Genomic DNA, 14,515 nt, shown 5'->3' with positions numbered 1-14,515 from the left:
TACTGCGTTATTGATTTTAACAAGGGAACAACCATTATTTGCAATCAATGCCTTACCTAAATCACTTTTAACTCCAACGACGCTCGCATCTTGAGTTGGTTTGGGCATAGTATATTGTACATTATCTCAAGAATACGATTAAGGGTTATTCGTCAGATTTAGATGCTTTAATTGCAATATCTTTATCCCCTAACGCAATACCTTCCCGGCGAGGATCGGCTGCACCATATAAAGCACCATTTATTAGTTCAACTGCGTGTAAACCCGAGTTCAAGTCTCTTATATGAACAGTATGTCCACGCTTAGTAAGTGATGCTTCGAGCTTTTCTATAGGCATATTTTTTTCTAAGGTCGTATAACGATTACGGTTTGTTACACGCCCAAGATTAATGGCTTGTTGAGCAGTTAAATTCCAATCTAAAACACCAACAAGCACATGTGCAACATAGTTAATAATACGGCTACCACCAGGGGACCCCACCACTAAACGCAAACTTCCATCTTTGTTAAACACCATAACTGGAGACATAGAGCTGCGCGGGCGTTTTCCTGCTTCAACTCGATTGGCTAGTAATTTGCCATCTTTTTTGGGCGATAACGCAAAATCGGTGAGTTGGTTGTTTAAAATATAGCCGTTAACCATCACCGTTGAGCCAAATGCCATTTCAATTGAACTGGTCATTGAAACCGCATTGCCTATGCTATCTACAATTGACACATGTGTAGTTGAAGGCAATTCATAGGCATCGTCTTGCGCATAAGCTAACTTTTCCATAGGCTCTCCAGCAACCGCTGGCGTGTCTTTTTCAGTGATGAGTGCACTGCGTTGCCTTATATAGTCTGCCTTAAGGAGTTCTTGAGTAGGAATATATGCAAAGTCTGGGTCGCCCATGTACACATTACGATCAGCAAATGCCAAGCGTGATGCTTGCGTAAAATAATGAATTGATTGTTCTGAATTTGGCTCATACTGCGCTAGGTTTTTATCTTCTAATAAAGCCAGTATTTGAATTACAGCAACCCCACCGCTGCTAGGTGGAGCCATCGAACAAACTGTATATTCATGATAAGGCGCACATACTGCATCCCGCTGAACACTTTTGTAATTTTTCAAATCATTTATTGATAAAGTACCGGGTGCTATTTTACTGGTTTGAACCGCTTTAACCATTTGCTTAGCATTATCACCTTTATAAAATGCATCAATACCATTGGCCGCAATAGCTTTATAGATATCGGCCAGAGGCTGATTCTTTTTAACAGTACCAATAGCAAGGGGTTCATCATTAATAAAAAAATAATCACGAATAACATCAAGCTCAGTCACGCCAGGGTTAAAACGCTTGGCTAAGAGTTTATGTAATCTTGGTGATACTTCAAAACCTTGCTCTGCTAGTTGAATAGCTGGTTTAAACAGTTCTGGCCAAGGAAGCTTACCGTATTGTTCATGAGCGTTAGCAAAAGCATGAAGCACACCAGGTACGCCCACTGATCGCCCACCAACGACTGCTTCAATCCATTTAACCGCTTTACCATGTTTATCTAAAAAAAGTGTCTCATCTGCATTTCCTGGTGCTGTTTCACGGCCATCAAAACTTGTTAATGTATTTGTTTTGTGGTCAAAATACATCATAAATGTCCCCCCACCAATACCAGAGGATTGCGGCTCGACCAAGGTTAAAACTAATTGTGTTGCAATTGCGGCATCTACCGCACTACCGCCTTTCGCTAATATTGATTGACCTGCTTTTACGGCATATGGATTAGCTGCAGCCACCATGAACTGCTGACCTGAGACCTGTTGTTTTGCATAGTGGCCTGTTGCCGCTTCAGGCTCACGTGTTTCACGCTCTGTTGCACTGTTGGCTAAGGTAGGAATTAAAACGCTTGCAGCCAAAATGGCTAATTTTGAAAACTTAAATAACATAAAATAGCTTTATTACACCTAGATAATTGGCATCTTAAAATTAAACGGGCACAATATGCAAAAGAATGCTGTAAAAATAAGAATAAAATGCTCAATTTACCTATTCAACCCCGTTACATTATCCCCCCGCTTTGCTTAATGGCATTTAGTACGTTACTCGCACTGTTAGATTTAAATGGTTTACTCGAGTTTAACCGTGAGTTAATTGATAAAGGCCAACTATGGCGATTAGTAACAAGTCAGTATATCCATGCGAATCTGGCTCATTTAACTTTGAACTGTGTCGGCATTTTACTTATTTGGTTACTCCACGCAGAACACACAACCCCTAAAACGTATGCTATTCATACTTTAATACTGGCAATATGGTGTGGTTTAGGCATTTATATATTTTGCCCTGATATATACATATACACAGGACTAAGTGCATTACTGCATGGAGTTATAGTATGGGGAGCAATAAAAGATATTTGCGTTGGAATGAAAACGGGCAGCCTGTTATTTGTGGGTATTTGGCTAAAAATAGCGCATGAGCAATACGCAGGTCCAAGTGAACAAGTTGGACAATTAATTGCCTCTAAAGTGGCTATAGATGCGCATTTAATTGGTGCCGTTGGAGGAATTGTTTTAGCTATCCCGCTGATTATTAAAATGTTAAAAAAAACGCCAAACTAAGTTTGGCGTTTTTTATTTGTTAAGAAACTAAAGTGTTTCTTTAAACAACTTATAAATACGACGATATTCATCTAACCAGCTTGAAGGCTGAACAAAGCCATGCGGTTCAACAGGGAAAATAGCCGTTTCAAAGTTTTCTTTCTCAAGCTCAATCAGGCGCTGTACCAAACGAACTGAATCTTGGAAAAACACGTTATCATCAACCATAGGCGCATTAATTAATAAGTGATTTTTTAAGCCTTCAGCAAAATAAATCGGTGAACTTCTTTCATACGCAATAGGGTCTACATCTGGGTGGTTTAAGATATTAGACGTGTAAGGCGCGTTGTAATGTGCCCAATCAGTCACAGGACGAAGTGCTGCCCCTGATTGAAATAAATCAGGCTCTGTAAATAATGCCATAAATGTCATAAAACCGCCGTACGAGCCACCATAAGTGCCCACTGCACCGGTATCAACATTGGCATTTTTAGCCATCCAGCTAACACCATCTACTAAATCTTGTGTCTCTGGAGTCCCCATTTGGCGATATATAGCTGTACGCCAGTCACGTCCATAGCCTTTTGAGGCGCGATAATCCATGTCCATTACAACATAACCTTCAGAAGCTAATAGTGAATGGAACATAAACTCGCGGAAGTATCCAGACCAACCCATATGAGAATTCTGTAGATAACCAGCTCCGTGATTGAATATAACGGCTTTACGATTTTTCCCACTCTCGCCTTCAACGTAATCAGCAGGGTAATATACTTTAGCGTAAATTGGTTGCTCAGTGTGGCTTGAAGGAACCGCGACAATCTTAGGTGCAATTAATTGCTTTGCTAAAAACTCATCAGACACTGTATTGGTCAGCTGTGTTGCGTTAGCGTTTGCAGTGGCGTCTGCTACAAACAGTTCCGGCGGCGCCATAATCTTAGAGTGGGTTAATAAAAGCTTTGATTCATCAGGACTAAGTTGATAATCCGTCATGCCATTTAGGTCAGTGATCTGCTCTGATTGAGCTGTTTGCGGATCAACGCGATAGATTTCATAAAGACCCGGATGCTCAACGTTTGCCTTATAGTAAATAGCACTGTTATCAGCGGTAAGTGTTAAGTTAGAGACAACAAACTGACCTTTGGTAAGCTGGGTAGCTTTACTATTTAATGGTTTTTTATAAATGTGGCTGTAACCAGATTCTTCTGAAAGATAATAAAGCGTGTCTGAGTTATTTAACCAGCCAAAATCATTGTAGGTGTAGTTAACCCATGCATCATCATGTAAACGATGCTGAGAAACAAGTTCATTGTTTTCAAAATCAACTGATGCAATCCAGCGGTCTTTGTTATCCCACGCTTCAAGCATGATGGCTACTTGAGAACCATTGTGGTTCCATTCTATAGCACTTTGCGACCAGCCCCAGTCCATGATTAGATTAATTGCACGAGGTTCTTTTTTCGACTCGTATGTCTTACCATCACGCGCGTAGTTTTCTTCTTTTACAGCTGCAAGTACGTCTTCATCAAAGCCTGGTAACGTATCAAAAGCTAGCGTGTTTTGAGTTTGTGTTGCTAAATCAATATAAATCACTTCAGATGTTTGCGGTTTAGAATCAGCAACTCGGCGGCGCACTTTTTCAGCTTTTACACCCGCGTTATCTGTAATGTAATTAGGCATGATGTCTGCGTCTTCACGCCATGCACGGTCTTCAGTCACAACGGCAATCAATGCTTTACCATTGGGTGACAGTTGCACATCAGCAATACGGTTGCCTTTACCTAAATAAAACTGTGAATTTGCAATACTTGCATTTTGCTTATTCAACTGCTCTTTGCGTGTTTGTTTATCAAGTTTGTTTTTATGAGTTAACGCTATATAGTCAATAAGTTTATGTTGCTCTTTGGCAATGTAAGTACTTGGCTCTTTAACGCCAGATGGTTTATCTGCAAGGTGCAGATTAACAAGCTCAACACGTTTACCTGTCGTTAAATCAACCTTAAAAAAAGCATTAGCTTGACGAAATGCAAGTGACCCGTCAGTTAAAAACTGAGGGTTAGATTGCCTAGCACTATCATGGGTGATCTGAGTTATAGTATCTGACTTAACATTTTTTACGAAGATATTACCTTCAAAAACATAGCTTTGCAGTGATTTGTCAGCAGAGTACACTGCATTTTTAGCACCTAATGAATGCAATTGAGAAAGCGCAACTTGGCTAGCTTGTTGAGCGTTAATCGCTTGGGTGTATAAATCGCGTAACGTGTTGCCTTGTTGCTTTTGAGCAAAGACAATATTTTTTGAATCCGCGGCCCAAAAAGCACGCTCTGGCTGGCGACCTAACCAATCCGGATGCGCCATAGCTTGCTCTAGTGTTATTTGGCTTGTACCTGTGTCACTGGGTGTTGCTACAACACTTGCCACAGACGATTTAGAGGCTGGTGCTGAAGGTGTAGAGGCCGTCGTTTGACAACCGCTAAGCATAAAGCTTGATGCGATTGCCAACGCGATTAACGTTTTATTTGCTGTTTTTACAATCATGGTGCTTCTTGAGGATTATTATAATTACCCTAATTTAAGCAGAAGCCCCCTATTGATTGCAATTTTTTAAGATAAACAGACAAACTTTACAGCTAGATTAAACATTTCTAATTATGAGTGCTATTTTACAATAAGATCTAACCACACCATTCGATGATCTGAAGATGCATTTCTATCTTTAATTAATCGGTATAACTCACTATTCTTAGTTGGCCAAAATACGCCACCACCTTCAACACTTAAACCATATTCTGAAGGGAGCACATAGTCTGCCCTTGCAGCCCAATATGCAGTGTATGAAGCCGCAAAACGTTCAGAAAAACTACTTGCAGCGCCCTTGCTGACAGGTGTAAAGCGACTATTTATGAGTGGATTATCCAGTAATTGATTGGTTGTTATTGGACGTTTTTTATCTCCCTCTGGTGCTGCGTTTAAATCACCAAGGATCACAAATCGAGAGTCTGGTTTAAGACCTCCTTTATTCCCTTTATCGTCATAAATGTAAGCTGCATTCTCAACATAATCTTTGATAAGCCTAACTTCATCATGATTTCGTTTCCCGTTTCGGTCTTCGTCACCATCAAAAACAGGAGGGGTTGGGTGAGACGCAAGTAAGTGAACTGTTTTACCTTTAACTGTAATCGGTAAGTCCCAAAATGATTTAGAACTCAGTCGCATCGATTGCCACTCTTGTTCGTTATACCAGTTTTCACCCGTTTTAGGGTCTATAGGCATTTGAGCATTAGGCATATCTTTGTATTTAAACGTTTGCAGAGTGCGCGCTTTATCAAAATCAATGGGGTATCGCGAAAGCAATGCCATGCCATAGTGCCCTTCGAAAAAGCCAAAACCATACGCATCTCCTTGGACACCCTTTGCCTTACCATCGTTATCAAAATCAAAGGGTGATGCCAATCCTGTGTTTACAGGTGCTATGTATGTATAAGGGTAATTAATCGCAGGCTGCTTGTTTTGGCTGACTTGTAAGTAGTGCTTTTTAAAGTACTCAATGCCTTTTGCTTTATCAACATAGTCAAATTCATTTAATAACAAAATATCAGGTCTAATACGCTGAATAATCTCAGCGATATTCTTAATTTGTTGATGTTCGTTGTGCAATGCATTGACCAGCGCATCAGGGTTTATTTGTTTACCCTTTGGCGTGTAATTTGTTGCGTCCATACTTACATTAAATGTTGCAACCCGTATTGGTGTAGCAGCATTTGCGCTATTTGTGTAGCCCACTATCATTGAAGACGCCGCTAACGCCATTACAACTCTATTAAGTTTCATTTAAATAAACCCATCTAAAATTAATAACAAAATAACCCCACTCACGATAATCCATAATACCGTGGCCATTATAAAAGGTTTAACGCCTGCCTGTCTTAAAACAGATAAGGACAAGCCACTTCCTATAAGAAACAAGGTCACTACTAATACCTGTTTGGCAACACTATTTAATGTGGACCAAATCGATGAATAATCTGGTAGGTATGTATTGATAAGTGCAGCAGCTAAAAATCCGACTATAAATAAAGGAATACTGGCTTTTTCCTCTGAGCGCCAGAATACACCCGCCATAGTTGTATAGGGAATAATCCACATTGCCCGTGTTAGTTTAACGGTGGTAGCAATACTTAAAGCAACGGCACCATATGTAGCTGATGCCCCCACTACGCTACTGGTATCATGAATAGCAAGTGCTGCCCATAAGCCAAACTGCTCTTGACTTAAATTTAAATAATGACCGATCGTTGGAAACAATAATAAACCAACACCATTAAGTAAAAACACGACCCCTAAGGCAACGGCCACTTCATGATCCTTTGCTTTTATTACGGGTGCCATTGCTGCGATGGCACTGCCGCCACAAATGGCTGTACCAAATGAAATTAGCACCCCTGTATTGCGGCTTAACTTAAATACCTGAGTGAGTATTTCACCCAAACCAATGATCGCAGTAATACTGACAATGGTTAAAACTATAGAGCTACGCCCAACCTCTATAACTTGATTAAAATCAACAGCAAACCCAAGACCAATCACGGCAGCTTTGAGTAACCATTTACTCGCTGATTGCGAAAATTCCGCATACGGGTTGCCTAATATTATGGCAAATGCAGCACCAAAAACTAAGGCAACACCAGGTCCTATTAAAGGGGTAATACATAACCCGACTAAAATAAGATAGCTAAGTTTAATTAAATTACTTTTAACGGGCATAGTGTTCCAAAATACAGCGATATTTAATTTATTCGTGCTACTGCATTTAAGAGTGACATAAAGTTTTCATTAAAAAAAGAAAATGCGGTCATGTGCGTACTATTAGACTAAAAAAGGATGAAAGTCATGCAGATTTCGGGGCAAAATTGCAATTTTGAAGATGAAAAACGGGTATTCTTAGGATAACAAAGTAGAAAATAGCCGAGATAAACTCGGCTTGAATAGATTAATTTAAAATCAATGCTGCACTGGTTTCAATGATACCAGGGTAATCGCTCTCTGGGAGAATTTCGGCTAATTCAGCAAGACGTTCGCCTAACTCATGCAAGCTAGATGCTGAGACATTAATATGCCCCATTTTACGTCCTGGTTTAGCTGTTTTACCGTACCAATGGCTTGTCACATCAGCAATATTTAAAACGGATGCTGGAATACTTGATTGGCCCAGAACATTAATCATCGCACTTATTTGCTTAAGCTTAGTGTTACCAAGTGGCAACCCTGCAACAGCACGCATGTGATTCTCAAATTGTGAACAATGGGTGCCTTGCTGAGTCCAATGTCCCGAATTATGCACGCGAGGCGCTAATTCGTTAACTAATAACTGACCATCAACATCAAAAAACTCAATGGCTAGCACACCAACATAATCAAGTTCATTCGCAATTTTGTTAAATGCGTCTTCCGCTTGCTTTTGAATGGTTGACTTCTCTTTACCTGCAATAGAAAGCGTAAGAACACCATTAGTATGTTGGTTTTCAGTTAACGGATAAATGGCCGTTTTACCGCTTTTATCACGGGCACCAATGATAGATACTTCGCGATCAAACGGGATCATTTTTTCAGCTATAATTGTATGCGGTGAATGCTCAGAACCTGATGCAATAAAATCAGCCATTTCTGACCAAATTTGATCAATCTGTTCGTCTGATTTTAATCGCCACTGCCCTTTACCATCATAACCAGCTTGACATGTTTTGATGACCAATGGCTTTCCTAGCATTGTTACAGCTTCAACAAGGTGAGCTTTTTCTGTGATCAGCTTATAAGGCGCACACGCTACATCAGTTTTACTAAGCAATGCTTTTTCAATAGCTCGGTCGCCACCAGTTTTAATAGCGGCTTTACCCGGGTAAAATTTATTGCTTGCACAGCACAATGTAAGCACATCGTCAGGAATATGTTCAAACTCAGCTGTTATCGCATCAACCTGAGCTATCGTTTGTTCTAACGTTGTATCGTAAACTTCATTAGTTAAAGGGTGCACAATTTTTTTGCTGCCTACATCATAAGCAACAACATTTAAATTAAGCGGTGCACCCGCTAAACTCATCATGCGAGCTAATTGTCCGGCACCTAATATTAATATATTCATCTTACTCTGCTGGATTTGGGTTAGCTAAAATAGTCTCTGTTTGTTCTTTACGGAAAGCTTCAACCTTTGCAAAGATCTCAGGTTGTTGGCAACCTAAAATTTGCGCTGCTAGTAAACCTGCATTTGCAGCGCCAGCATCACCGATTGCTAATGTACCTACCGCAACACCTTTAGGCATTTGGCAAATTGAAAGCAGAGAATCAACACCATTTAATGTTTTTGATTTAACAGGAACACCCAGTACGGGTAATGATGTAAAAGCAGCAGCCATACCTGGTAAATGTGCTGCACCACCGGCACCCGCTATAATTACTTTAATACCACGGTCGCTTGCCGAACTTGCATAGTCAGCAAGTAATTGAGGAGTTCTGTGTGCTGAAACAACTTTAGTTTCGTACGCAATGCCAAATTTATCAAGCATAATTGCTGCGTGTTCCATAGTTGGCCAATCTGATTTGGAACCCATAATAATGCCAACAGTCATAAATACTCCTCAGTAAACTAATTTCGAACCAATAGCGGACTTTTGTCCTTATTTGAAGGCGGCTATTATACACGTATTAAAGATAAAATCGCGAAAAACAGCCAATAAAAAAGCCATGACATGCATGGCTTTAAAATTTCTACAAAAACGCGCTTTTACGCTTCTTTGCTTGCAAGGTACTCTGAATAAGTGCCTCTAAAATCAATAATCTCAGAGCCTTTGACTTCCCAAATACGTGTTGCAAGTGAAGATACAAATTGACGGTCATGTGATACAAACAGCAAGGTACCTTCGTACGCCTCAAGTGCTAAGTTAAGTGCCTCAATAGATTCCATATCCATGTGGTTAGTTGGTTCATCCATAAGTAATATGTTTGGCTTATGCATCATGATCTTACCAAACAACATACGACCTTGCTCACCACCCGATATAACTTTAACGGATTTTTTAATATCATTTTGCGAGAACAACATACGGCCTAAAAAGCTGCGAACTACTTGCTCGTCATCGCCTTCTTGTTGCCATTGCTCCATCCATTGGAATAAGTTCATGTCTTGCTCGAACTCATCGGCGTGATCTTGTGCGTAGTAGCCTATATTTGCATTTTCAGACCACTTAAATTCACCTTGTTTAGGTGCAAGTCGCCCTGCTAGTGTGTTTAATAGTGTTGTTTTACCGACACCATTCTCACCGATAATAGCAATACGCTCACCTACTTCAACGAGCCCTTCAAGCCCAGTGAATAGCATTTCTTCAAAGCCTTGGCCTACATTGTTAAGCTCAAGTGCATTACGGAATAGTTGTTTTTCTTGCTCAAAACGGATAAACGGTGTTTGACGAGAAGACGCTTTAACCTCATCCAATTGTATTTTATCAATTTGCTTAGCGCGCGACGTTGCTTGTTTCGCTTTTGATGCGTTTGCTGAGAAACGTGATACAAATTGTTGCAGTTCAGCTATTTGACTTTTCTTCTTCGCATTTTCACTTAATAGGCGTTCACGTGCTTGCTCGGCTGCAAACATATACTCGTCATAATTACCTGGGTAAAGACGTAATTCACCGTAGTCTATATCGGCCATGTGGGTACATACAGAGTTTAAAAAGTGGCGGTCATGGGAAATAATGATCATGGTGCAATCACGTTGATTCAATACATCTTCAAGCCATTTAATGGTGTAAATATCCAAGTTATTGGTAGGCTCATCAAGCAACATAATATCTGGATCTGAAAATAAAACTTGGGCTAGCAAAACACGTAGTTTAAAACCCGGTGCAATTTCAGACATAGGGCCATAATGCTGGGCAGTATCAATACCTACACCCATTAACAACTCACCCGCTTTTGATTCAGCTGAATAACCATCCATTTCGGCAAATTCAGTTTCAAGATCGGCAACACGCATACCGTCTTCTTCACTCATTTCAGGCAAGCTATAGATACGGTCGCGTTCTTGTTTGATTTCCCATAGCTCTTTATGGCCCATGATCACAGTATCAACAACTGAGTATTCTTCATAAGCAAACTGGTCTTGGTTAAGTTTTGCAACTCGTTCATTAGGATCAGTACTAACATTACCAGAAGAAGGCTCAAGTTCACCACTTAAGATCTTCATAAAAGTTGATTTACCACAGCCATTCGCGCCGATTAAACCGTAACGGTTACCTTCGCCGAATTTTGCAGAAATGTTTTCAAATAATGGTTTAGCACCAAATTGCATGGTGATGTTAGCTGTACTAATAATAGCGCTACCCTCCAAGGGGAATTCAAGAAATTTAATTGGCGGGAGTTTAAACCAAAAGCAGTGTTTTTTCTATGAATTATTGGTTAAGTAAACTTATCAAAATGCTAATAATCCGCATAAAAGAGTGTTTAGGCATGCACGCATTAAAATTTCTTAATACTAATCGTTAATTAGACATTTGTTACTTACTGAGTAGATAGCTAATACTGTGTTATTTCGTAAAGAGAAAGCTCAGCCCAAGATAAAAAACAAGCACCTAACGGCTTTAAAAAACTAAATAGAGCGTATAACAATTAAATTATTAATTTGGCCTTAATATTGTTTATTTCCTCTATGTATTTTTGATGATTTTTTTTCACTTTACGAACTTTGTACCTTTGTTACGCTTTCGCCCCTTATGACAACACACACATTTAAAAACAAGGTCACTCAATGAAAAAAGGGCTATCGTCACTTATAACTATAGCAATACTAGGTTCAAGCAGTGTCAATGCGCTAGAAATATACAATGACTCTACTAACAAATTTACTGTAGGAGGATTTATTGATGCTAGAGTAATAAATACTCAAGGGCAGACGGAAATCGTAAATGGCGCATCTCGCATAAATTTTGACTTTAGTAGGCAAATCCAAGACGAATTGAAAGCAATTGCCGTGCTTGAATGGGGTGTAAACCCCGTAGGCAGTAGTGACATTATTTATAATAACCGCTTTGAGTCTATACAGGATGAATTTCTATATAACCGATTAGGTTATGTGGGCATTGCTCACGATAAGTATGGTCAATTGACAATCGGCAAACAATGGGGTGCTTGGTATGATGTTGTTTACAGTACAAATTACAGCTTAGTATGGGACGGTAATGCCGCAGGTGTCTACACTTACAATAAAGATGACGGTGCAATCAATGGCACGGGCCGCGGTGATAAACTATTGCAGTACAGAAATAGCTACGGTGATTTAAGTATTGCAGCGCAAGTCCAATTTAAAAATAATGATTTTTATACATGCGATATAGAAGCCATCTCTGAGTCAGAATGTGAAACGCTTTTTAACAATAACAGCAGTGTTGCGCAACAAGTAGAATACAACTCAACTTATGGTGCAGCCTTAACTTATGCATTAACAAATAAACTAAGCCTAACAGCAGGCATGAACCGAGGTGAATTTGAGATTGTGTACGCAAAAGATGGCAATACTCAAACAGTTGAAGATTTAATTTACGGCGTTGGTGTAACCTATGGCAACTTTGCTAACCAAGGCCTTTATGTTGCAGCAAATATCAATAAAAATAAAAATCACGATACAGATAACCTAGGCCGATTAATTAAAGACGCTGTGGGGTTAGAGTCAATGGTCTCTTATAGATACGATAACAATATACGAACATTTTTAGCTTATAACGTGTTTGATGCTGGTGACGATTATGTGATTCAACCTAATTTTAATGCTGATCCCAACGACACATTTAAACGCCAGTTTGCTGTCTTAGGGGTTCATTACCTATTTACTGAAGACACCATTGTGTATATAGAAGCACGAAAAGATTTCAGTGATTTCTCAAGTGATAATAGTGAGCAAGAAAAACAAATGGCTCTATCAGAAGATGACGGTATTGCCATTGGTTTTAACTACACTTTATAAAACCAACTCATACCCAAGCCACCTCAAAGTGCAGAATTTAGCGTTTTACAGTGGCTTTAATCAAGGTATTACTTTGCAGCTATGGCAATCCGTTTTAAGACGTAACCAAAGATAAGATTAAGTGGCTGCGAGGCGCCTAATTGATTGGTTTAAAAGCGGTTTATACTGCGTTATTGATTATAATAATTGAACGACTATTATAATCAATGACCTACTTAAATCGCTTTTAATTCCAACGACGCTCTCCCCTTGAGGTAGTTTAGGCATATAAAATAAAGCTACCATTTATTCATACAGATTTGTTGTTATGATAAAAACACTACACGCCCCTCTATTCTTGATTTACTTTATTAGTTAAGAAGCTCTCCTATTGCTGAGATACCTTAATAAAAAAAAGTATGATGTGTTCTTTTATTAATTAGTTATAAACCCAAATATTATCTTGTTCTTGAACAAAACCGATACTAGAAAGTAGTTTCATCGAACGCTTGTTATGCAAATGTACGCGAGCATAGATTGAAGTAATTTTTTTATCCAACAACGTTTCAAAGTGTTTTGCTGTAATTAAATAACTAAGCACTTCGTACATGTAGCCAAAAGACCAATAGCGAGTGGATAACTCAAAACCCAGCCACACAGTTGTGTCTAGTATATCGTAAAAACCTACACTTCCCATTAACAATCGATCTTCATTATTGATAACGGCTAGACGAACACCTTGTTTATCATAATATCTAGCAATATCATTTTGAACCATTTGCTTTACGTCTTCCCTACTTAAAGGTATTTCGTAATCATTAAATTGTGCTACTTCCGGCTCATTCAAAACAGTAAGTAAAGAAGCCGTGTGTTTGTGTGTTATCAAACAAAGCGATACCCGCTTTAAGTTTATTGGGTTTAACATGTAAGCATTATTAAAGACTTTATAGAAAGCCATTATTACCTTAAGATACGAAGTCTTCAAGTAGAAAGGTAATTGTAATGAGTGAAGAGTTTAAAGTGATTCAGCCAACGACAACCGTTTATTGCCCTAAAAGAGGTGAAGGCTGGACACTAACAGGCATAACAAGCATTGAAGAGTTTACCTCGGTAATGTTTGATGGTGTAAGATACACCTTACCAGCTAGAGAAATTGTTGAACAATTGCTGCCTAATCAGCTTGCTAGAGAAACTAAAAAATAAGTTTGCTAGTCTTGTTTCATTAATTCAGTTAGGAAAAATCAAGCCTTTCCTAACTGAATTAATATTACCTTTTCTTATAAATTAACTGTACACCGTTTGACTAAAAAGAAATCATCTTGATTGCTTTTTGCTAGGGATCACCCCAAACCAAAACGCCATTTCAAAGGCAAAACCCGCTATAATAAAAATAAACAAGCCAGAAGTACTTCCATACGAATAACATGTAATAGCTGCAATTATTAGCACGGCTAAAATCAGCCATTTAGTAAATACGTTCATCCCTATCATCCTTATTTTTAAAAATATAATTTGAATTAATGCTTATCAGTCATTTCTTGGCTCTTTATAAAGAGTCAGCTAAATTCATATAAATAACGCAGTAAAATACCAATAATAACCCATACTATCAATGTATAGGCACTTTACAAAGAAACAATATTTCAATCCATGAAACCAAGAAAAGAAGTCACAAACGCTATTAACTAGTTTATCTATTAACGTAATGCTGAACTTTTACTTTATTTTTCTCAAATAGTTAACTCATCGTAATAGCTCGCCAAATATGTGCCCAATAAATTATTCAATCTAACATAAATAATTGTTTCTATTAATTTTATATTCTCAAAATACATAACTACAAAGTGTTTTGTTACTAACATTTATGTTCTGCATATTCTTGCGTAAATCCAATGAACAGCGGATTTAATGCAAATGTAAAATTTTTGTTGCCATAAATAGGA

General features: G+C 38.7%; 12 protein-coding genes. 3 read left to right on the top strand and 9 right to left on the bottom strand.

What is annotated here, in order from left to right; genetic code table 11:
- Nucleotides 1-145: 145 nt before the first annotated feature.
- Entirely contained in the window at nt 146-1,927 is a 1,782-nt protein-coding gene (gene ggt / locus CSC79_RS02735; RefSeq protein WP_099293741.1) for a gamma-glutamyltransferase, read from the bottom strand.
- 87 nt (nt 1,928-2,014) lie between these two features.
- On the opposite strand from ggt, the gene rrtA reads away from it, so the two are divergent.
- Nucleotides 2,015-2,602, top strand: a complete 588-nt coding sequence (gene rrtA / locus CSC79_RS02730) for a rhombosortase (RefSeq protein ID WP_099293739.1) — start codon at nt 2,015-2,017, stop codon at nt 2,600-2,602.
- A 27-nt stretch (nt 2,603-2,629) separates the two neighbouring features.
- Here the strand turns inward: rrtA and CSC79_RS02725 are convergent, their stop codons facing one another.
- The 6 genes from CSC79_RS02725 to CSC79_RS02700 all read right to left on the bottom strand — a co-directional run bounded on the left by CSC79_RS02725 (nt 2,630) and on the right by CSC79_RS02700 (nt 10,949).
- On the bottom strand, nt 2,630-5,122 hold the full coding sequence (locus tag CSC79_RS02725; protein WP_099293737.1) for a prolyl oligopeptidase family serine peptidase: 2,493 nt from the start codon (nt 5,120-5,122) through the stop codon (nt 2,630-2,632).
- 120 nt (nt 5,123-5,242) lie between these two features.
- Nucleotides 5,243-6,415 (bottom strand): endonuclease/exonuclease/phosphatase family protein, encoded by a 1,173-nt coding sequence (locus CSC79_RS02720; protein WP_099293735.1) that lies wholly within the window; start codon nt 6,413-6,415, stop codon nt 5,243-5,245.
- Nucleotides 6,416-7,348 carry a putative sulfate exporter family transporter gene (locus tag CSC79_RS02715; RefSeq protein WP_099293733.1) on the bottom strand — a complete coding sequence of 311 codons (933 nt, stop codon included), beginning with the start codon at nt 7,346-7,348 and terminating at the stop codon, nt 6,416-6,418. It abuts the gene before it with no gap.
- Between the two features lie 226 nt (nt 7,349-7,574).
- On the bottom strand, nt 7,575-8,723 hold the full coding sequence (locus CSC79_RS02710; protein ID WP_099293731.1) for a 5-(carboxyamino)imidazole ribonucleotide synthase: 1,149 nt from the start codon (nt 8,721-8,723) through the stop codon (nt 7,575-7,577).
- Between the two features lies 1 nt (nt 8,724).
- A complete protein-coding gene (gene purE, locus CSC79_RS02705) occupies nt 8,725-9,207 on the bottom strand; it encodes a 5-(carboxyamino)imidazole ribonucleotide mutase (protein WP_058558774.1) in 483 nt (160 codons plus the stop codon).
- A 155-nt stretch (nt 9,208-9,362) separates the two neighbouring features.
- On the bottom strand, nt 9,363-10,949 hold the full coding sequence (locus tag CSC79_RS02700) for an ABC-F family ATPase (protein ID WP_099294355.1): 1,587 nt from the start codon (nt 10,947-10,949) through the stop codon (nt 9,363-9,365).
- A gap of 432 nt (nt 10,950-11,381) precedes the next feature.
- Here CSC79_RS02700 and CSC79_RS02695 point away from each other — a divergent pair, with 432 nt between their 5' ends.
- A complete protein-coding gene (locus CSC79_RS02695) occupies nt 11,382-12,593 on the top strand; it encodes a porin (protein ID WP_099293729.1) in 1,212 nt (403 codons plus the stop codon).
- A 418-nt stretch (nt 12,594-13,011) separates the two neighbouring features.
- Here the strand turns inward: CSC79_RS02695 and CSC79_RS02690 are convergent, their stop codons facing one another.
- Complete coding sequence (locus CSC79_RS02690) at nt 13,012-13,530, bottom strand: GNAT family N-acetyltransferase (protein ID WP_099293727.1); 519 nt, start codon at nt 13,528-13,530, stop codon at nt 13,012-13,014.
- Between the two features lie 44 nt (nt 13,531-13,574).
- On the opposite strand from CSC79_RS02690, the gene CSC79_RS02685 reads away from it, so the two are divergent.
- Entirely contained in the window at nt 13,575-13,775 is a 201-nt protein-coding gene (locus CSC79_RS02685) for a hypothetical protein (RefSeq protein WP_099293725.1), read from the top strand.
- 111 nt (nt 13,776-13,886) lie between these two features.
- On the opposite strand, the gene CSC79_RS20050 is transcribed toward CSC79_RS02685, so the two are convergent.
- Nucleotides 13,887-14,054, bottom strand: a complete 168-nt coding sequence (locus CSC79_RS20050) for a hypothetical protein (RefSeq protein ID WP_180270377.1) — start codon at nt 14,052-14,054, stop codon at nt 13,887-13,889.
- Between the last annotated feature and the right edge of the window lie 461 nt (nt 14,055-14,515).

The organism is Pseudoalteromonas sp. 3D05, assembly GCF_002723455.1.
Lineage (GTDB): Bacteria > Pseudomonadota > Gammaproteobacteria > Enterobacterales > Alteromonadaceae > Pseudoalteromonas.
Note: the sequence above shows the minus strand (reverse complement) of the source record. Positions and strands in the feature narration are given on the sequence as shown.

What these genes read in the sequence shown, in the direction of transcription:
- ggt (WP_099293741.1), bottom strand. Translation starts at nt 1,927, where the DNA reads ATGTTATTTAAGTTTTCAAAATTAGCCATTTTGGCTGCAAGCGTTTTA.
- rrtA (WP_099293739.1), top strand. Translation starts at nt 2,015, where the DNA reads ATGCTCAATTTACCTATTCAACCCCGTTACATTATCCCCCCGCTTTGC.
- CSC79_RS02725 (WP_099293737.1), bottom strand. Translation starts at nt 5,122, where the DNA reads ATGATTGTAAAAACAGCAAATAAAACGTTAATCGCGTTGGCAATCGCA.
- CSC79_RS02720 (WP_099293735.1), bottom strand. Translation starts at nt 6,415, where the DNA reads ATGAAACTTAATAGAGTTGTAATGGCGTTAGCGGCGTCTTCAATGATA.
- CSC79_RS02715 (WP_099293733.1), bottom strand. Translation starts at nt 7,348, where the DNA reads ATGCCCGTTAAAAGTAATTTAATTAAACTTAGCTATCTTATTTTAGTC.
- CSC79_RS02710 (WP_099293731.1), bottom strand. Translation starts at nt 8,723, where the DNA reads ATGAATATATTAATATTAGGTGCCGGACAATTAGCTCGCATGATGAGT.
- purE (WP_058558774.1), bottom strand. Translation starts at nt 9,207, where the DNA reads ATGACTGTTGGCATTATTATGGGTTCCAAATCAGATTGGCCAACTATG.
- CSC79_RS02695 (WP_099293729.1), top strand. Translation starts at nt 11,382, where the DNA reads ATGAAAAAAGGGCTATCGTCACTTATAACTATAGCAATACTAGGTTCA.
- CSC79_RS02690 (WP_099293727.1), bottom strand. Translation starts at nt 13,530, where the DNA reads ATGGCTTTCTATAAAGTCTTTAATAATGCTTACATGTTAAACCCAATA.
- CSC79_RS02685 (WP_099293725.1), top strand. Translation starts at nt 13,575, where the DNA reads ATGAGTGAAGAGTTTAAAGTGATTCAGCCAACGACAACCGTTTATTGC.
- CSC79_RS20050 (WP_180270377.1), bottom strand. Translation starts at nt 14,054, where the DNA reads ATGAACGTATTTACTAAATGGCTGATTTTAGCCGTGCTAATAATTGCA.